This window comes from Sulfitobacter sp. 1A15106 (genome assembly GCF_043556995.1).
Lineage (GTDB): Bacteria > Pseudomonadota > Alphaproteobacteria > Rhodobacterales > Rhodobacteraceae > Sulfitobacter > Sulfitobacter faviae.
The window spans coordinates 90,334-108,743 of the sequence record NZ_JBIFFM010000005.1; the positions used below are offsets into that span (position 1 = coordinate 90,334).

The following is an 18,410-nucleotide window of genomic DNA, read 5'->3' on the forward strand; positions in this document are numbered from 1 at the left end:
CATGCATGTCGTCTTTCGCGAAAGCCACGGGTTGGAGGATACCGACACCCCCTATGATCCGGGGCAAACCCCCGCCGATCTGGTGGTGCTGTCGTTTTCCGACAGTGACCTCGGCGCTTTCGCGGCAGGCTGGCATCGCGGCGGCGGCAAGGAGGGCAAGCTGCCCTCGCTGCGGCTGTGCAACCTCGTGGCGCTGCGGCACCCGGCCTCGGTCGACAACTACATCGAACAGACGCTGACCGGGGCCAAGGGCATTCTGATCCGCCTCATCGGGGGGGAGAATTACTGGCCATACGGCATCATGCAGGTCCAAGACTTCGCCCGCCGCCATGATATCGCGCTGGCCGTCTTGCCCGCCGATGGGCGCGAGGATCCGGGGCTCGACGCGCATTCGACTTTGCCGGTTTCCACGCTGCGCCGTCTTGCGCATCTTTGTGACGCGGGCGGGCCCGTGGCGGCGCAGGCCGCGCTGGCGCAGATGGCGCTGGCGGCGGGCTTTTACGCCGGGCCGGTCATGGGCACGAAAACGGTGCCCGATTGCGGCTATTACGACCCCGATCAAGGGGTGCTCCCCCTCGCCGACGCGGCGGGGGAGACTGTCGCGGTTACCTTTTACCGCAGCTATCTTCTGGCCGCCGATACCGCGCCTGTCGATGCGCTGATCCGGGCGTTGCGGGCGGCGGGGCTGAACGCCATCGGGCTTTTCGTACCCTCGCTCAAATCCGATCCTGCGCGGGGCTTTCTGGACGATGCCTTGGCGGCGATGAAACCCGTGGCCATCGTCAACGCCACCGCCTTTTCGGGGCGCGGGGATGATGGCACCTCCCCGCTCGACGCGCCGGGCTGCCCGGTGTTTCAGGTGGCCCTCTCCACCGCCCGGCGGCGCGACTGGGACGAAAGCGAGCGCGGCCTTTCCCCCGCCGATCTGGCGATGCATGTGGTCCTGCCCGAGGTCGATGGCCGCATCTTCGGTGGCGTCGTCAGCTTCAAGAGCCCCGGAAAGCGCGACCCCGATCTGCAATATTCCCGCTTTGCCCACCGCGCCGAAGAGGCGCGGATCGAGGCTGTCGTCGCCCGCGTGCTGGGCTGGCATCGGCTGGCGCAGACCCCGGCGGCCACGCGCAAGCTGGCACTGGTGCTCTCGACCTATCCGGGGCGGGACGATCAACTGGCCCATGCGGTTGGCCTTGATGCGTTGGCCAGCGTCGAAGACATGTTGATGCGGCTGGCGGGTGAGGGCTATGGCGTCACGCCGCAGATCGGTTTTGGCCGGAGCCTGACCGAGCAGCGCATCTCATGGCCGTTGGCTGACTACCGTGCCGCTCTGGCCAGCCTGCCGCAGGCGCTGCGCGATGACCTCGCGCAGGCATGGGGGCAGGCTGAGGATGATCCGCTGGTGCAGGACGGCGCCTTTCACTTCGCGGCCCAAACCTGCGGCAACGCGCTGGTCGCCCTGCAACCCGAGCGGGGCGATCTGCAAGACCGCGAAGACAGCTATCACGACCTCGCCCGCACGCCGCGGCATTCCTATGTGGCCTTCTACCTCTGGCTGCGGGCGCAGGGGCATCACGCGCTGGTGCATATCGGCGCGCATGGTACGCTGGAATGGCTGCCGGGCAAGGCGGTGGCCCTCTCGGGCGATTGCTGGCCCGAGGCGCTGACCGGCGATCTGCCGGTGATCTACCCCTTTATCGTCAACGATCCCGGCGAAGCGGCACAGGCCAAGCGGCGCATCGGGGCGGTGACGCTTGGCCATCTGCCGCCCCCGCTGAAAGACAGTGAAACGCCCGATGGGCTGTTGCGGCTGGAACGGTTGTTGGACGAATATTCCACCGCCGACGGGCTCGACCCCGCGCGCCGCGACCGGCTGGTCGACACGATCCGGGCCGAGGCGCAGGCGGCGGGGGTGGAAGATGACCTCGGCCTCGACGCCGCCAGTTCCTCGGCCGAGGCGCTAACCCGGATCGACGCCTTCGTTTGCGACATCAAGGAAAGCCAATACGGCGATGGTCTGCACATCTTCGGCGCGGGGGAGGGCGAATGGGACGGGCTGCTGACCGCACTGGCGGGGCGGCGCGTCACCTCCGGGCCTTCCGGCTCGCCCTATCGCGGGCGGTCCGACGTGCTGCCGACGGGGCGCAACCTCTATGCCGTCGATCCGCGCGGGGTGCCCAGCCGGGCCGCCCATGCGCAGGGGGTGAAATTGGCCGAGGAATTGCTCAGGCGGCATCTGCAAGACAATGGCGACTGGCCGCGCGGGCTGGTGATCGACCTTTGGGGCTCGGCCACCATGCGCACGGCGGGCGAAGAGGTCGCCATGGCGATGCATCTCGCCGGGATCGCGCCGAAATGGGATGAGGGCAGTGAGCGGGTTTCGGGCTTTGAGGTGATCCCGCTGACCCTGCTGGACCGTCCGCGCATCGACGTGACCTTGCGCATCTCGGGCCTGTTCCGCGATGTCTTTCCCGGTCTCGCGCAGCTTTTCGAAGCCGGGGCGGCGGCTTTGGCCGAACGCGAAGAAGCGCCGGATATGAACCCGTACCTCACCCGAACCCCCCGTGTCTTTGGCCCCAAGCCGGGCCTTTACGGCGTGAATATGGAAGCGGCCTTGCAAGACTACTCCGACGCGGGTCGCGCCGCGGCGGGAGAGGCGTGGCTCGCGGGGTCGGAATGGGCGATCAACGCCCAAGGCGAGGCGCATCAGGACCGCGCCGCGCTGGAGGCGCAGTTGCAGCGCGCCGATGGCTTTGCTCATGTGCAGGACTTGGCCGAAAGCGATATCCTGCTGGCCTCGGACTATGCCAGCCACGAAGGCGGCTTTGCCGCCGCGATGGCGCATCTGGGCGCGCAGAAACCGGCGATGTACCACCTTGACCACACCGGCGCAGGCAGCCCGCGGGCGCGCTCCATGCCCGAAGAGATCGCCCGCGTCGTCCGCGCCCGTGCGGCCAATCCCAATTGGGCCAGCGGCATGATGCGCCATGGTTTTCGCGGCGCGGCAGAGGTGGCAGCGACACTCGACAACCTTGCTGCCTTTGCGCATCTGACGCGCGAGGTGCCTGCGCATCTCTTCGACCTCTACTTCGACGCCACGCTGGGGCGCGATGATCTGGTCGCCTTTATGGAGGCCGAGAACCCCGCGGCCTTGCAAGCCATGCGCGACCGTTTCGCGGCGCTGCGCGAGTCGGGCCTCTGGCAGACCCGCCGCAACTCGATCTCGGCCACATTGGACGGGGTGACGTGAGCGCGGCCCCGGCGATCAAGGGCTGGTGCCCCGGGGCGCTGCGTCCGATGCTCTCGGGCGATGGGCTGGTGGTGCGTCTGCGGGTGCCACAGGGGCGCTTGACCCCGGCCCAAGCCCGCGGCGTGGCGGGGCTGGCCACGCGCTATGGCAACGGCATGCTTGACCTGTCGAACCGGGGAAATCTGCAACTGCGCGGCGTCGATTCCGCGCGGCACGAAGGTCTGATCGACGCGCTGCGCGCGCTGGCACTGATCGACGTGGATGAGCGGACGGAGCGGCGGCGCAACATCATGGTCAGCCCCTTTTGGCAGGCGGGCGATGATACGGATTTCCTTTGCCAAGCCCTCTCAGCCGCCGCGCAGGCCCATGCGCTGCCGGAAGTCTCGGCCAAATTCGGCTATGCGGTCGATGCAGGGTTGCAGCCGATGTTGCAGGCCGATCCCGCCGACATCCGGTTCGAGCGCTCGGCGGAGGGGCAACTACTGCTCTGCATTGAAGGGGCAACGCGGGCCAAGCCCGTGACCCGTGCGACTGCGGTGACCGAAGCCATCGCGCTGGCCGAATGGGTGCGCGCGCAGGGGGTGACCCGCGCCGCGCGCGCCACCGCCACGGGGGCACCGCTTCCCGCCGGTTTTGACTGCCCGCGTCAGACAGGGCAGGGCACACCCGCCCCCGGCCTCTACCCAGCCGGGGCGCTTGTCGCCTGTGCTTTCGGGCAGATGGAGGCCGAGACGCTTGCCGCGCTCGCCGAGCTTGGCCCGCTGCGCCTGACCCCGTGGCGGAGGGTGCTGATCGAAGGTGCCCCGCGCCTGCCTGATCTGTCCGGTCTCATCACCGCCGCCGATGACCCGCTGTTGCGCGTGGTTGCGTGTATCGGCGCGCCAGGCTGCGCACAGGGCCGGGGTGAGGCGCGGCGGCTGGCCCGGCAACTTGCCGCCATGGTGCCGAAGGGGCAACGCCTGCACGTCTCCGGCTGCGCCAAGGGCTGCGCCGCGCCGCGCGCTACCGACCTCACCCTGACCGCCACCGCGCCAGAGCGCTATGACTTCATTCACGATGGCCGCGCCGATGCCATCCCTGATCTGCGCGGGCTGACCCCCGCCGCCATCGCCTCTCACCTTAGAAAGTCCGCCGATGCCCCATAGCTATATCACCGACGGTGCCGAGATTTACCGCCAGTCCTTTGCCACCATCCGCGCCGAAGCGGCGCTGGCGCGTTTCACCCCGGAGGAAGAGATCGTCGCCGTGCGCATGATCCACGCCGCGGGCATGGTCGGGCTGGAGGAGCACATCCGCTTTTCCGAAGGCATGGCCGTGGCCGCGCGGGCGGCACTGGAGGACGGCGCGCCGATCCTCTGCGACGCCTATATGGTCAGCGAAGGCATCACCCGCAAACGCCTGCCGCGCGAGAATGAGGTGATCTGCACCCTGCGCGACCCTTCGGTGCCAGCACTGGCCGCGAAGATGAGCAACACCCGCTCTGCTGCCGCGCTGGAACTGTGGCGGCCCCATCTGCAAGGCGCCGTGGTGGCCATCGGCAATGCGCCCACGGCGCTGTTTCACCTGCTCAACATGCTCGAAGACCCCGATTGCCCGCGCCCGGCGGCAATCATCGGCTGCCCGGTGGGCTTTATCGGTGCGGCGGAATCAAAAGAGGCTTTGATGCAGGATCTGCCGGTGCCCTCGATGATCGTGCAGGGACGTTTGGGCGGCTCGGCGATCACCGTGGCGGCGGTGAACGCCTTGGCCAGCAGGGTGGAATGACGATGGGCAAGGTAATCTGCGCGGGCCTTGGCCCCGGCGACCCCGAACTGATGAGTGTGAAATCCGACCGTGCCATTCGCGGTGCGCGGCATCTGGCCTATTTTCGCAAGAAAGGCCGCGCGGGCCAAGCACGCCGGATCGTTGAGGGGATGCTGCGCGACGATGTGGTGGAATATGCGATGGAATATCCCGTCACCACCGAGTTGCGCTTTGATTCGCCCGAGTATCGCGCCCAGATGGTCGCCTTTTACGAGGAATGGGCCGACCGGCTAGAAGCCTTGGCCCAAGATCACGAGGTCGTCGTGCTCTGCGAGGGTGACCCTTTCTTCTACGGCTCCTTCATGCATCTGCACACGCGGCTTCAGGGCCGCGCCGAGGTTGAGGTGCTGCCCGCGATCCCCGGCATGGTGGGCTGCTGGAATGCGCTCGATACGCCCTTCACTTGGGGTGACGACGTGGTAACCGTTTTGATGGGCACGCTGCCCGAGGCCGAGTTGACCGATCACATGAAGCGCGCCGATGCGCTGGTGGTGATGAAGACGGGCCGCAACCTGCCCAGCGTGCGCCGCGCGCTGGCGGCGGCGGGCAAGTTGGAGGACGCTTGGCTGGTCGAACGCGGAACCATGCCCGACCAGCGGGTGGCAAGGCTTTCTGACGTGGCGGATGACGACTGCCCCTATTTCGCGATCGTCTTGGTCCATGGCCAAGGCCGCAGACCGGAGGCGGAGACATGAGCGGCATCCTTCATATCGCGGGCCTCGGCCCCGGTGACGACGCGCTTGTCACGCCCGAGGTGACCGAGGCCTTGGCGCAGGCCACTGACGTTATCGGCTATATCCCTTACGTCGCCCGCGTCGCCCCGCGCGACGGGCTGACCCTGCACCCCAGCGACAACCGGGTGGAGTTGGACCGCGCGACCCATGCCCTGCAACTGGCGCAGGCGGGCGCGCGGGTGGTGGTGGTCTCTTCGGGTGATCCGGGTGTTTTTGCCATGGCCTCAGCCGTGTTCGAAGCGGTGGAGCGGGAACCGGCGTTTGAAAGCGTCGACGTCCGCGTGCTGCCCGGTATCACGGCGATGCTGGCGGCGGCGGCGCGGCTTGGGGCGCCTTTGGGTCATGATTTCTGCGCGATCAACCTCAGCGACAACCTCAAGCCCTGGGCGATGGTGGAGCACCGTTTGCGGATGGCCGCGCGGGCGGATTTCGCCATGGCCTTCTACAACCCCCGCAGCAAATCCCGCCCGCATCAATTCGCCGAGGCGTTGGAGATTTTGCGCGCCGAATGCGGGCCGGAGCGGCTGATCACCTTCGCCCGCGCCGTGACCACGCCGGAAGAGGCGTTCAACACCGTCACATTGGGCGAGGCGACGCCCGAGATGGCGGATATGCGCACCGTGGTGATTGTCGGCAATTCCGCGACGCGGCGGGTCGGGCGCTATGTCTATACGCCGCGCAGCGCGGTATGATGTAGCCAATGCATCACTTCGGTCACATCATTGGCGGCCACCTCGCCCGGCAGTTTCGGCCGCTCGGCCAAGATCACCGGCAGGCCAAGGCTGCGGGCGGCATCCAGCTTGGCCCGCGCGCCAGCGCCTCCGGCGTTCTTGGCGACCACATGGGTGATCGCATGGGTCTGCATCAGCGCGGTATCCCCGGCCACGTCGAAAGGCCCGCGCGCCAGCACGACCGTCGCCCGCGGCAGCGGCAGCGGGTCGCGTGGCGGATCGACGAGGCGCAGGAGGTAGCGGTGCTGCGGTTTCGCGGCGAAAAGCGCCAGTTGTTGTTTGCCGATGGCCAGAAACACCCGCGCCGGGCTGTCGGGCAGGGCGGCAGGCAGCGCGGTGAGGTCGGGCACGAAGGTCCAGTTGTCCCCCTCCTGCGGCTCCCACGCGGGGCGCTCGAACCGCACCAGCGGCAGGTCTTGCCGGGCGCAGGCGACGAAGGCATTATTGCTCATCCCCGCGGCGAAGGGATGGGTGGCGTCGACAACATGGGTGATCGCTTCGGCTTCGAGATAGGCCACCAGCCCCGCCACGCCCCCGAAGCCGCCGACGCGGGTGGGCAGGGGCTGGGCCACGGGGCTGTCTGTGCGCCCGGCATAGGAAAACACCGCGTCGATCCCGGCTTTGGCCAAGGCGCGGGCCAGGGCGCTGGCTTCGGTGGTGCCACCCAAAAGAAGGACGCGCATGATGGGTGATCCTTGGCTCAGCATCATCGGAATGCCCGACGATAGCGCGGATGCCTTGCCCGCGGCAAGCCGCGCGGCGCTGGCAGAGGCCGAGGTGATCTTTGGCGGGCCGCGTCATCTGGAGCGGGCAGGCGCAGGCGCGCGCGGGCGGGCTTGGCCCGTGCCCTTCTCGGTCGAGCCGGTGTTGGCCGAGCGCGGCAAGCGCGTGGTGATGCTGGTGTCGGGCGATCCCTTCTGGTTCGGCGCGGGCGGCAGCATCGTCGGTGCTCTAGACCCTAGCGAATGGCGCAGCCTGCCCGCGCCTTCGACATTCTCGCTAGTGGCCAATGCGCTTGGCTGGCGGCTGGAGGAGGTCACCTGCCACGGGCTCCACGCCGCACCGCTGGCGCAGTTGCGCGGTGCGATGCGTCCCAAGGGGCGGATGATTTGCCTGCTGCGTGATGGGGATGCGCCCGCAGCACTGGCGCAGTTCCTCTGCGAACAGGGCGCGGGCACGGCGATGTTGCATGTGGCCGAACGGCTGGGCGGCCCCGATGCGCGGCTGCGGGCGGTGCAGGCCGATGGGTTTGATCTGACGGATGTGCAAGCCCCCGTGGCCGTTGGCGTAGAACTACCCGAAGGCATCGGCCTGCCGCGCACCCCCGGTCTGCCGGATGACAGCTTTGCAAGCGATGGCCAAATCACCAAAGCGCCGGTGCGGGCGCTGACACTTTCGGCCCTCGCCCCCCGGCCCGGTGAGTTGCTGTGGGACATCGGCGCGGGCAGCGGCTCGGTCTCGGTCGAGTTCTGCCTTGCCGGTGGGCGCGCCATCGCCTTTGAGCAGCACGCCACGCGGGTCGAGAATATCACCCGCAACATCGCAGATTTCGGCCTGAACGCGCGTATGCAAGCGTTTCATGGCCGCGCACCAAATGTCTGGGCGGGGCAGCCTTTGCCTAATGTCGTCTTTGTCGGCGGCGGCGGGAACGCGGCGCTTTACGATGCCCTCCTGCCTGCGCTACCAGCGGGCACGCGGCTGGTCGCCAACGGTGTGACGCTGGAAACCGAGGCGCTTTTGGCGCAGTTGCAAACGGAGCATGGCGGCACCCTGTTGCGGATCGAACTGGCGCAGGCGGCGCCTTTGGGCCGGATGCGCGGCTGGCAGCCGCTGCGGCCCGTGGTACAATGGAGCGTGACTTTATGAGGATGGCCGGGATCGGATTTCGGGGCGCGGCAAGCGTCGCCTCACTGCGCGATGCGCTGGCGCGGGCCAACCCCGATGGCGTTAAGATCGACGCGTTGGTGACCGAAGCCGCCAAGGCCCGCGCCACCGTCTTCCGCGAATTCGCGCAAGAGTTGGGCGTGCCGGGGCTTGGCATCACCACCGAAGACTTGGCCCGCATGATAACCCCCACGCAATCGGTTCGGATCGAAGACAGTTTCGGCACCGGCTCCCTGTCCGAGGCCGCGGCATTGGCCGCCGCCGGACCGGGGGCGGTATTGGTTGCCGAACGCGTCGTTTCGGGCGATGCCATGGCCACTGCGGCGATTGCCGAGAGGAAAGGATAGATACCGTGACTGTACATTTCATCGGGGCCGGGCCGGGGGCGGCGGATCTCATCACCCTGCGCGGACGCGACCTGATCGCGGCCTGCCCGGTCTGCCTCTATGCCGGGTCGCTGGTGCCCGAGGCGTTGCTGAGCCACTGCCCCGAAGGGGCGCGGATCGTCAATACCGCACGGCTGTCGCTGGATGACATCATAGAGGAAATCGCCGCCGCCGATGCCGCAGGTCATGACGTGGCGCGCCTGCATTCGGGCGACCTGTCGGTCTGGTCGGCGATGGGCGAACAGCTGCGCCGCCTGCGCGAGATGGGCATCGCCTATGACGTGACGCCGGGGGTGCCATCCTTTGCCGCCGCTGCCGCGGAACTGGGGGCCGAGCTGACCCTGCCGGGCGTGGCGCAGTCGGTGATCCTGACCCGCACCTCGGGCCGCGCCACGGCGATGCCCGAAGGCGAGACGCTGGCCAATTTCGCCCGCACCGGGGCGACGCTGGCCATCCATCTCTCGGTGCATGTGCTCGATAAAGTCGTCGAAGAACTGACCCCGCATTACGGTGCCGATTGCCCCGTCGCCGTGGTCTGGCGTGCAAGCTGGCCCGATCAGCGCATCGTCAAAGCGACGCTTGCGACCCTGCGCACCGAAGTGGGCGAGGAAATGGCCCGCACCGCGCTGATCCTCGTGGGCCATGCCATCGGGGCCGAGGATTTCGGCGAGAGCCGCCTTTACGCCGCCGATTATGACCGCCGCTTCCGCCCCGTCGGGGCCGAGCCGCGCTTTCCGGAGACCTCCTCATGATCCCGCCCGGCCTGCTGATTTCCGCCCCCGCTTCCGGCACGGGCAAGACGACCTTGATGCTGGGGCTATTGGCCGCGCTGCGCGCCGAAGGTGTCGCGGTGCAGCCGTTCAAAAGCGGCCCTGATTACATCGACCCTGCCTTTCACACGGCGGCCTCGGGCCGGGCGTCTTTCAACCTCGACAGTTGGTCGATGGACCGCGCGCGGATCGAAGGGCTGGTGGGCAATGCCGATGGGGCCGAGTTGATCCTTGGCGAGGGGTCGATGGGGCTGTTTGACGGGGTGGCCAAACCGGGGGCCTGTGGCAATGGCGCCAGCGCCGATGTCGCGGCGCTGATGGGCTGGCCGGTGGTGCTGGTGCTCGACGTATCGGGGGCGGCGCAATCGGTGGCGGCCACGGCGCTCGGCTTTCGCGAGATGCGGCCCGATGTGGAATTGGCGGGCGTGGTGTTGAACCGCGTCGCCTCCCCCCGGCATGAGACGCTGGTGCGCGCGGGGATGGAGGCTGTCGGGATCAAAGTCTTCGGCGCGCTGCCGCGCCGGGTCGAGATCGAAATGCCTGAGCGTCACCTCGGGCTGGTGCAGGCCGGAGAGCAGGAAAACCTGCCCGATCTGTTGGGGCAGGCGGCGGCCTTCGTCGCGGCCCATGTTGATGTCCCCGCCCTGCGGGACGCCGCGCGGGGCACGTTGCAGAACCCGCCCGCTCCGGCGCAGATCACGCCGCCCGGGCAGCGCATCGCGCTGGCGCAGGACAACGCTTTCGCCTTTGTCTATCCACATCTTTTGGCCGGATGGCGCGCGGCGGGGGCAGAGGTTCTGCCCTTCTCCCCGCTGGCCAATGAAGCGCCGGACGACAGCGCCGATTGCTGCTGGCTGCCGGGCGGCTACCCAGAACTTCACGCCGGCAGGCTCGCCGCCGCCGCACAATTCCGCGACGGGCTGCGCGCCTTTGCCGAGACCCGCCCCGTGCACGGCGAATGCGGGGGCTATATGGCGATGGGCGCGGGCCTCATCGACAAAGAGGGCGCCCGGCACGAGATGGCGGGGCTTTTGGGGCTGGAGACCTCTTTCGCCAAACGCAAGATGCATCTGGGCTACCGTCAAGCCGACCTAAACGCGCCGATCCCCGGCCATTCCGCGCGGGCCGAATTGCGCGGGCATGAGTTCCACTATGCCACGATCCTTGCCGAGCCAGACGCCCCGCTGGCGCGGATCACCGATGCCAATGACCTTGAAGTGCCCGAGACCGGCTCGGTCCGCGATTTCGCGGGGGGCGGGCGTGCCACGGGCACCTTCTTTCACATGATCGCGGCGCTGTGATGCGGGGCTTTGTTTCCTTCGTCTCCTCCGGCCCCGGCGACCCGGAGCTGCTGACGGTCAAAGCCGTGGCGCGGTTGCAGGCGGCGGATGTGGTGTTCTTCGATGACCTCAGCGCGGGCCCGATTTTGGAGCACGCGCGGCCCGATGCGGACCTGATCGGGGTCGGCAAACGGGCCGGGCGCGCCTCGCCCAAGCAAGACCATGTGAGCCGCGTTCTGGTCGATCATGCGGAAGCCGGGCTGAAGGTCGTGCGGTTGAAATCCGGTGACAGCGGCATGTTCGGACGGCTGGAGGAAGAGATCATCGCCCTGCGCGCGGCGGATATCCCTTTCGAGATCGTGCCGGGTGTCACCGCCGCTTCTGCCGCCGCCGCCACCGCAGGCATCCCGCTGACCCGCCGCATGACCGCGCGGCGCGTGCAATTCATCACCGGCGCGGATGTGACCGGCGAATTGCCGCGCGACGTGAACATGGCCGCCTTGGCCGATCCGATGGCGACCACCGTGGTCTATATGGGCAAACGCACCTTTGCGGGCCTTGCCGCAAGATTGGTCGAACACGGGCTGCCAGGCCACACGCCCGCGCTGCTGGCCGAGGCGGTCTCGACCCCGGCGGAGAAGGTGCAGCGCTTTACCATCGAAACGCTGGCGCGCCATCTGGAGAGCACCAGCAGCACCACGCCCGCGCTGATCTTTTACGGACCATTGGCCGAGTTCGAGACGTGAAGGCGTTTGTCTGCACCTCCTGCACCGCTGATGGCGGCTTTCTGGATGTGGTCCGCGCGGGTCTGTCCGAGGTGGAGGTCGAGGGCATCGACTGTATGTCAGGCTGCACGCGGGGCCAGACCATCGCCTTTCGCGCGCCGGGCAAGGTGGCCTATCTGTTTGGAGAGATCACCGAAGCGGATATGGATGACCTGCGCCGTTTCGTGACCCTCTACCGCGCGTCGCCGGATGGCAAATTTTCTGATGCGCGGGTGCTCGGCGGGCTGCGGTTGAAAGCGATTGCGAGGATACCGGGATGAGCGCGCTTGAACTCAATTTGATCGGCATCGGCACCGGCAACCCTGAGCATCTGACCCTGCAAGCGATCCGGGCGATGAACGCGCAGGACCTGATCTTGATCCCGCAAAAGGGCGCGGGCAAGGACGATCTGGCGGGCCTGCGGCGCAGCATTTGCGACGAGGTGCTGACCAATGAGGCGGTGCAGATCGTCGGCTTCGATCTGCCCGTGCGTGACCCGGCGATCGAAGATTACCGGGCGCGCGTCGACCACTGGCATGATGCGATTGCAGAGGCATGGCGCGGGGCGATGGCCCAGCATCCGACCGCCCGGCGGGTGGCGCTGCTGGTCTGGGGCGACCCATCGCTTTATGACAGCACCCTGCGCATCGCCGCGCGGCTGGAACCTGCGCCGCGTATCACCGTGATCCCCGGCATCACCTCATTGCAAGGGCTGACGGCGGCTCATGCGATCCCGCTGAATGAAATCGGCGCACCCTTCATGGTGACCACCGGGCGGCAATTGCGCGATCACGGTTGGCCCGAAGGGGTCGATACGCTGGTGATCATGCTCGATGGCGATTGCGCCTTTCAGGCGTTGGACGCGGAAGGCGTGACGATCTGGTGGGGCGCCTATGTCGGCATGGCCGAAGAGATCATCCGCCATGGCCCGCTGGCCGAGGTTGCCGAAGACATCATCGCCACCCGTGCCGCCGCCCGTGCGGCGCATGGCTGGATTATGGACATCTACCTGCTCCGGCGCGGCTGATCCTTAACCGTCGGGATCGACCTTGCCGCGCATCGCCTTGACCTCGCCGCGCACCTTCTTGGCCTTGAGGCGGCGCTTTTTCGACCCCAGCGTCGGGCGGGTCGCGATGCGGCGTTTCGGCGGGGTGAGGGCGCGGCGGATCAACTCGGCCAGACGCTCGCGCACCAACTCGCGGTTGCGGGCCTGACTGCGGGTCTCGTCACATTGCAGCACCAATGCGCCTTCGGTGGTCCAGCGCCGCCCGGCCAGACGGCGCAGGCGGTTTTTCACCGGTTGCGGCAGGGAGGGCGAGGTGGCGGCTTCGAACCGCAATTCCACCGCCGAGGAGACCTTGTTCACATTCTGCCCGCCGGGGCCGGAGGCACGCATGAAGCTTTCCGTCAGCTCCCAATCCTGAATGGCGATGTCATCGTTGATGTGCAGCATGGGCTCTCCTTGCCCCGCAACATGCCAGCCCGCACGGTGAGGGTGAAGGGGGAATGCGAAATGGGCCGCCCCTTGCGGAGCGGCCCAATCGAATGGTTTCAGGAGGGGGATCGGTTAGACCGACGTCCACCAGGTGGTTGCATTGCCAGGGGCTGCCCTAGCAGGAAACCCCGCTGGCTGTTCCGACACCTCGCTCCAATACCTTTCTTGACACTGGATCACCTCCTTTACATTTGTTGAACTCACCCTGAGCGTTGCACAGGTTTTGAAATTCGCAAAGCGTTTTTTTTGAAGGGGTGCGGCGGCAGGGGGTGGCCCCCTGCGCCGGTATCATGCGCGGGCGGTCAGCCGTGCGGTCAGCAGCCGGAAGGGGATCAGCGCGATCAGCGCGATGGCCAGTTTGACCGACCAGTCCGCCACGGCGAGCGAGACCCAAAGCGGCGCGAGCGGGCCCGTGCCCAAAAGCGGCAGCGTCTCAGCGGCCCAAGCCACATCGGTGGCGGGGTGGATGAACGACAGGCTGGCCGAAAAGGCGATGGAGAAAAACAGCGCTGTGTCGATCGCGCTGCTGATCAAGGTGCTGACCAAGGGCGCGCGCCACCATGCGCCATCGCGGAAACGGTTAAAGATCGTCACGTCCAACAGCTGCGCCACGAGGAAGGCAGTGCCCGAAGCCACGGCGATGCGGATCGTGACCAGCGGGCCGAATTCGCCCATGATCTGCGTCCCAATGAGCGAGCAGATCAGGCCCACGACAAAGCCCACCAATACGACCCGGCGCGCGGCGGAGGCCCCGTAGAGACGGTTCATCACATCGGTGACGAGGAAGGCCAGCGGATAGGTGAAAGCCCCCCAGGTCAGCCATTGGCCAAAGAGAAACTGAACAAGGATATTCGAGGCCACGACGATGGCGGCCATGGCAAGAATGCCGGGAAGATAGGTGCGTGTCATATGTGAACCGTTTTGTGCAAGGGTGCGGCGACTTGGCCTGCGGGGATCGCAGACGGAACGGTCTTTAGCCCTCAACACCCGGTTTGGCAAGGATCAGCTCGACCACCTCACTGCGCTGCATGACGAAGAAGTTGTCGTCCGACAGCAGAGTCAGCCGGGTTTGCCCCGCCGCGTCCTGCCAAGTGCTGAGCGCTTCGAGGTTGTCGTATTGACCGGGGCCGGAGGTCAGCAGTGTCTCTTCGCCAAGCCCGGGCGCGGTGAGGTCGAAGCTGCGGATGCGGCTGCGAAACCCCAGCGGCGTGATCGTCCGCTCCAGTAGATAAAGCGTACCGTCCTGGGCAAAATCGGCATCCACCGGCAGGAACGGCCCCCGGCGCGGGATCTCTGCGGTGATCGTCCAACTGCTGCCGTCAAAGGCATAGAGCGGGAAATCATCCGAGGCCGGGCCGCCGCCTTCGGGGGTCGCAAAGAGCCGCCCATCGGGGTGGGCGGCCAGTGTCTCCATCCCCGCGTTTGGCTTAAATTTGGCGAAGTCGTCATGTCTGGGCAGCGGGGTGGTGACGCCGCTCTCGGGTGACAGCCGCGCGACATGGTGGTCGTGTTCGAATGAGACGTAGAGTTGCCCGCTGCCGTCACGCGCCAGCGCTTCGGCATCGCGCATCTTGTCGCGCAGGGGCTTGCCATCGGCATCTTTGAGCGGCGCATCCTCCTCAATCTCAAGCGACACCAGACGGCCTGCCTCGCGCAGCATGCGCGCTTGCACAACGCGGCCCCGGTCCGACACCGCCGTGAGGCGGGTGCCATCGGCATTCACCTCGACGCCCGAAAAGCCGCCGAACCACGGCGCCGGATGGCGCCATGTCAGCACGCTGTCCACTTGCACCACCGGCCCTGTCTGCGCGGCGGGGGCCACGCAGGCGATGAGCAGGAAGAACGGGAGGCAGGCGCGGATCAGTTTGCGTTTAAAACGGCGTTGCATTGGGCAGGCAGGTCCGCAAGCAGGATGTCGCGCTTGGGCTTGGGTTTCACTTTGGGCGCGCTCGGGTCGGGCTTTGGCGGGTTCAGGATATTGGCCTGCCACTGGCGCGCATCGGCGCAGCCGTCACCGGGCGGGGGCGGGGCCTGATCCACACAGCCGCGCGCGCCTTTGGGGCAGCTGATGCGGATGTGGAAATGATAGTGATGCCCGTACCAAGGCCGGATTTTGCGCAGATAGCTGCGGTCGCCTTTCTCATCGGCGCACATCTGCACCTTGGCGCCGGGGAAGACGAAGATACGCGCGGTGCGGGGGTCTTGGGCCGCGGCTTTGATCACCTCGTGATGCGCAGGGGTCCAAGAGGAATTCACATAGGCCCCGCTGGCCCGGCGCATGGAGATCGAGGAGATATTCTCGCGCTGCGCCCGGCTGAGGTTCAGGGATTTGGGCGGCAGCATCCAGATGTCGGCATCAAGCCCGATCTGGTGGCTGGCGTGACCGGTCAGCATCGGCCCGCCCCGCGGCTGGCTCATATCGCCGACATAGACGCCTTCCCAACCGGGCTGCTGCGCGGCCTTCCGGCTGAGCTTTTTAACCATGTCGATCATCTCGGGGTGGGCCCAGTTGCGGTTGCGCGACAGGCGCATGGCCTGCCAGGTCGGTCCTGTCTCGGGCAATTGCTCGGCCCCGGCAAGGCAGCCTTTGGAATAGCTGCCGAAAGCCGCCGGAGGTTGCGCGGAGGCAAAGCTCTTGGCCCCGAAAAGCCGCTTGGCCTCAACCGTGCTCAATGCGCCGCCCGAAGAGCCGATGGTCGGCAGGGCGACCTTCTCACCGCTGATGTCGGTCTCGGTCCGGCCGCCCCCGCAAGAGGCAAGCGCAAAGGCCAGCGCCACGGAGGTGAGGGTGCGAAGCAGCGTCATGTGGCGAAATCTCCCTTGGGTTTGACCCAGGCTAACAGGATCAAACCGACGATGAAAAGCCCCACGACGGGGGTGATGCCAAGCCGTTGGCTGCCGGTGAGGTCGCTGGTCAGGGCAATCAGCGCCGGTGCGAGAAAGGAGGTGGCCTTGCCCGAGAGGGCGTAAAGGCCAAACGCCTCGGTCATCCGCTCGGGGTTTCCCTGTCTGGTCAGCATGTTACGCGATGACGCCTGGAGCGCCCCGCCCGCCGCGCCGATAGAGGCACCGGCGACGTAGAACAGAATATCGGGCATGGCGGAGCCTTCGGGCAAAGAAACGCCCATGACCGAATTTGGCCCCAGAGAGATGATCAGGCAGGCGGTGGCGATGAGGATGACGCAGCAGGCCACGATCACCGGCATCGGCCCGATGCGCCGGTCGATCCGCCCGCCCAACACGCAGAACACCGCGCCCGAGATGGCGGCGAGGATGCCGAAGATGCCGATCTCTTGGATCGACCAATCCAGCACCCCAAGCGCATAGACCCCGCCAAAGGTATACATCCCGTTCAGCGCGTCGCGGTAGAACATCGAAGAGCCGAGATAGGCCAGCAGAGACGGATGCTTCGGCAGCCCCCGCAGGGTGCGCGCCAAATCCGCAAGACCCGCGCCCACGCGATAGCGCACAGCGCCGGGTTTCGGCCTGTCGCGCACATAGAGAAAGAAGGGGATCATAAAGACCGCGTACCAGATGGCCGTCAGCGGCCCGACGATGCGGGTGTCGGCCTTTGTCGCCGGGTCCAGCCCGAAAAGCGGCGTCAGCCCCGCCATGGTGCGCCCATTCGCGCCGCTTTGAAACAGGGCGATCATCGCGATCAGCGCCAGCACCCCGCCCGCATAGCCAAAGGCCCAGCCATCGCCGGAAATGCGCCCCCGCTCATCCGCGTCGGGGTGCAGTTCGGGCAGATAAGCATTGGTAAAGATCGTCGCGAACTCCATCCCGACCAAGCCGATGCCGAAAAAGAACAGCGCCCAAAGCAGAGAGAAATCCGCCGGGGCCGTCCACCACAGCGCGCCCGCGCCGACCACATACATGGCCGAGAAGAGCCTGATCCAAGGCATCCGCCGCCCCGAGGAATCCGCCACAGCGCCCAAGATCGGCGCCAGCACCGCAATCGCGACGCCCGCCAATGCCAGACCATAGCCCCAGTATGCCTGCGCTTGGGCTTTGGCGGCGCCAAGCTCCATCCCGCCCTCGACCAGCGCATTGGTCGCGGTCTGGGCAAAATAGGGGCCGAAGATGAAAGTCAGAAGCAGGGTGTTGTAAGGCTGGCTGGCCCAGTCAAAGAAATACCATCCCCAGATGCGCTTGCGCCCGCCTGTCTGTGCCATGTTGCGCCCTTTCGCGGCCTGCCCTTTTTCAAGTTAGAGCAGGGCAGGGCGCAAGGCGCAAGCGTCAGTAAGGGCGGGGGTGAGGCAGAGGAGGGCGGTCGGCTCAGGCTGAAAGCGGCCCTGCCGCATCGGGGGCCGGGGCCGCGTCCTGCATCGGCGGCCAGGGGCGGTGCGCATCAGCGCGGATCCATTCGGCCACCCAGCCCGGCACCTCAGGCGAGGCTTGCTGCCGTCCCATCGCTTGCAAGACCTTTTCCGGCGGGATCAGCCCGTTACGATCGGTCACGGCGGAACGGTAGAGCACATGGCTCGCGCATTCGCCGTTCTTCTTCCACATGGATTGCTCAAGATAGATGAACTTGTCGTCCCAACACAGTGTCCGGCTGCGCATCTCGAACTTCTCGAACATGCGGATGCGGCGGCGGAACCGCGTGCTGGAGCCTGCGATGGTGATCGCCCATTTGTTTTGCCGCAGCAGCGTGATCAACCCGGCGCGCTGCGCCATGGCGGTGCGGCCCAGATCATAGAGCGACAGCGCCCGCCCGTTGTTCAATTCCATCCAGATATCGAGGTCATGCGGCCAGCAGATGTGGTGGCTGACATGGGTGTCGGTCAGATTGTCCAGCGGCGCCTGCCGCGCGGCGACGATGACGTCTTTGGCCATGCGGATGATCGGGAACATGAGGCTTTCCTTTGTCGTGACGCCGCGGATCTGCGGCGGAAGCGCTGCGCGGTCAAGCATATACGTCGCGGCACTCTTGCCCTTTGAGGGCGGGGCGCTTAACTGTCTTGCGTCAAACCAAGGGGATATTCCATGACGTCACTGTTCCAGATCCTGATGCTGCTTTTGAACATCGTTTGGTTCATCGTCATCGCCCATGTCATCATGTCTTGGTTGATAAACTTTCAGGTGCTGAACCTGCGCCAACCGCTGGTGGCGCAGATCTGGGACGGGCTGAACCGCATTCTAGAGCCGGTCTATAGCCGCGTGCGCAATGTGATTCCGCCGATGGGCGGTCTGGACCTCGCCCCCCTGATCGTGCTGATCGCCGTTGCCATGGCGCGGATCGTGCTGACCAACAACGCAGCGGCCTTCTACTGACCCGTGCCCCGGGCCCGCCCGCGCGCCGATGCCGCGGGCATC

At 66.7% G+C, this 18,410-nt stretch carries 20 protein-coding genes; 13 read left to right on the top strand and 7 right to left on the bottom strand.

Going from position 1 to position 18,410, the window contains the following annotated elements; genetic code table 11:
• Window position 1: 1 nt before the first annotated feature.
• Genes cobN through cobJ form a run of 5 tightly spaced genes read left to right on the top strand, consistent with a single transcriptional unit; the run spans window position 2 to window position 6,473 of the window.
• A complete protein-coding gene (gene cobN, locus ACGYKA_RS09305; RefSeq protein WP_394411947.1) occupies window positions 2–3,244 on the top strand; it encodes a cobaltochelatase subunit CobN in 3,243 nt (1,080 codons plus the stop codon).
• Window positions 3,241–4,389: a precorrin-3B synthase gene (cobG, locus tag ACGYKA_RS09310; RefSeq protein ID WP_394411950.1), complete on the top strand. Its 1,149-nt coding sequence runs from the start codon at window positions 3,241–3,243 to the stop codon at window positions 4,387–4,389. Before cobN ends, cobG begins: the two co-directional genes overlap by 4 nt.
• Complete coding sequence (locus tag ACGYKA_RS09315; RefSeq protein ID WP_067265689.1) at window positions 4,379–5,008, top strand: precorrin-8X methylmutase; 630 nt, start codon at window positions 4,379–4,381, stop codon at window positions 5,006–5,008. Before cobG ends, ACGYKA_RS09315 begins: the two co-directional genes overlap by 11 nt.
• Before the next feature lie 2 nt (window positions 5,009–5,010).
• The gene (gene cobI / locus ACGYKA_RS09320; protein ID WP_394411953.1) at window positions 5,011–5,742 is read left to right on the top strand and encodes a precorrin-2 C(20)-methyltransferase; all 732 of its coding nucleotides are present in this window, start codon (window positions 5,011–5,013) and stop codon (window positions 5,740–5,742) included.
• A complete protein-coding gene (cobJ, locus tag ACGYKA_RS09325) occupies window positions 5,739–6,473 on the top strand; it encodes a precorrin-3B C(17)-methyltransferase (RefSeq protein WP_271688490.1) in 735 nt (244 codons plus the stop codon). The genes cobI and cobJ overlap by 4 nt, the downstream gene beginning before the upstream one ends.
• Here the strand turns inward: cobJ and ACGYKA_RS09330 are convergent.
• A complete protein-coding gene (locus ACGYKA_RS09330) occupies window positions 6,449–7,198 on the bottom strand; it encodes a cobalt-precorrin-6A reductase (RefSeq protein WP_394412370.1) in 750 nt (249 codons plus the stop codon). The two genes, cobJ and ACGYKA_RS09330, sit on opposite strands and share 25 nt — an antisense overlap.
• Here ACGYKA_RS09330 and ACGYKA_RS09335 point away from each other — a divergent pair.
• Genes ACGYKA_RS09335 through cobF form a run of 7 tightly spaced genes read left to right on the top strand, consistent with a single transcriptional unit; the run spans window position 7,197 to window position 12,623 of the window.
• The gene (locus ACGYKA_RS09335) at window positions 7,197–8,378 is read left to right on the top strand and encodes a precorrin-6Y C5,15-methyltransferase (decarboxylating) subunit CbiT (RefSeq protein ID WP_394411956.1); all 1,182 of its coding nucleotides are present in this window, start codon (window positions 7,197–7,199) and stop codon (window positions 8,376–8,378) included. The genes ACGYKA_RS09330 and ACGYKA_RS09335 overlap by 2 nt on opposite strands.
• Entirely contained in the window at window positions 8,375–8,743 is a 369-nt protein-coding gene (locus tag ACGYKA_RS09340) for a cobalamin biosynthesis protein (protein ID WP_394411959.1), read from the top strand. The genes ACGYKA_RS09335 and ACGYKA_RS09340 overlap by 4 nt, the downstream gene beginning before the upstream one ends.
• A 5-nt stretch (window positions 8,744–8,748) precedes the next feature.
• Entirely contained in the window at window positions 8,749–9,534 is a 786-nt protein-coding gene (cobM, locus tag ACGYKA_RS09345; protein WP_271692560.1) for a precorrin-4 C(11)-methyltransferase, read from the top strand.
• The gene (locus tag ACGYKA_RS09350) at window positions 9,531–10,853 is read left to right on the top strand and encodes a cobyrinate a,c-diamide synthase (protein WP_394411961.1); all 1,323 of its coding nucleotides are present in this window, start codon (window positions 9,531–9,533) and stop codon (window positions 10,851–10,853) included. The genes cobM and ACGYKA_RS09350 overlap by 4 nt, the downstream gene beginning before the upstream one ends.
• Complete coding sequence (cobA, locus tag ACGYKA_RS09355) at window positions 10,853–11,578, top strand: uroporphyrinogen-III C-methyltransferase (RefSeq protein WP_394411964.1); 726 nt, start codon at window positions 10,853–10,855, stop codon at window positions 11,576–11,578. The genes ACGYKA_RS09350 and cobA overlap by 1 nt, the downstream gene beginning before the upstream one ends.
• Window positions 11,575–11,877 (top strand): DUF1636 family protein, encoded by a 303-nt coding sequence (locus ACGYKA_RS09360; RefSeq protein WP_394411967.1) that lies wholly within the window; start codon window positions 11,575–11,577, stop codon window positions 11,875–11,877. Before cobA ends, ACGYKA_RS09360 begins: the two co-directional genes overlap by 4 nt.
• On the top strand, window positions 11,874–12,623 hold the full coding sequence (gene cobF, locus ACGYKA_RS09365; protein ID WP_394411969.1) for a precorrin-6A synthase (deacetylating): 750 nt from the start codon (window positions 11,874–11,876) through the stop codon (window positions 12,621–12,623). Before ACGYKA_RS09360 ends, cobF begins: the two co-directional genes overlap by 4 nt.
• Window positions 12,624–12,626: 3 nt before the next feature.
• On the opposite strand, the gene arfB is transcribed toward cobF, so the two are convergent.
• The 6 genes from arfB to ACGYKA_RS09395 all read right to left on the bottom strand — a co-directional run bounded on the left by arfB (window position 12,627) and on the right by ACGYKA_RS09395 (window position 17,948).
• On the bottom strand, window positions 12,627–13,049 hold the full coding sequence (gene arfB, locus ACGYKA_RS09370) for an alternative ribosome rescue aminoacyl-tRNA hydrolase ArfB (RefSeq protein WP_067267837.1): 423 nt from the start codon (window positions 13,047–13,049) through the stop codon (window positions 12,627–12,629).
• A 330-nt stretch (window positions 13,050–13,379) separates the two neighbouring features.
• Window positions 13,380–14,000, bottom strand: a complete 621-nt coding sequence (locus ACGYKA_RS09375) for a queuosine precursor transporter (RefSeq protein WP_271688480.1) — start codon at window positions 13,998–14,000, stop codon at window positions 13,380–13,382.
• A gap of 64 nt (window positions 14,001–14,064) precedes the next feature.
• Window positions 14,065–14,979, bottom strand: a complete 915-nt coding sequence (locus ACGYKA_RS09380) for an esterase-like activity of phytase family protein (RefSeq protein ID WP_394411972.1) — start codon at window positions 14,977–14,979, stop codon at window positions 14,065–14,067.
• Window positions 14,952–15,896 (bottom strand): penicillin-insensitive murein endopeptidase, encoded by a 945-nt coding sequence (mepA, locus tag ACGYKA_RS09385; RefSeq protein ID WP_394411975.1) that lies wholly within the window; start codon window positions 15,894–15,896, stop codon window positions 14,952–14,954. Before mepA ends, ACGYKA_RS09380 begins: the two co-directional genes overlap by 28 nt.
• Complete coding sequence (locus ACGYKA_RS09390) at window positions 15,893–17,266, bottom strand: MFS transporter (protein ID WP_394411978.1); 1,374 nt, start codon at window positions 17,264–17,266, stop codon at window positions 15,893–15,895. The genes mepA and ACGYKA_RS09390 overlap by 4 nt, the downstream gene beginning before the upstream one ends.
• A gap of 103 nt (window positions 17,267–17,369) precedes the next feature.
• Window positions 17,370–17,948: an acyl-CoA thioesterase gene (locus tag ACGYKA_RS09395; protein WP_394411981.1), complete on the bottom strand. Its 579-nt coding sequence runs from the start codon at window positions 17,946–17,948 to the stop codon at window positions 17,370–17,372.
• Window positions 17,949–18,080: 132 nt separating this feature from the next.
• Between ACGYKA_RS09395 and ACGYKA_RS09400 the strand changes: the two genes are divergently transcribed.
• Complete coding sequence (locus ACGYKA_RS09400; protein ID WP_067267829.1) at window positions 18,081–18,368, top strand: YggT family protein; 288 nt, start codon at window positions 18,081–18,083, stop codon at window positions 18,366–18,368.
• Window positions 18,369–18,410 lie beyond the last annotated feature (42 nt).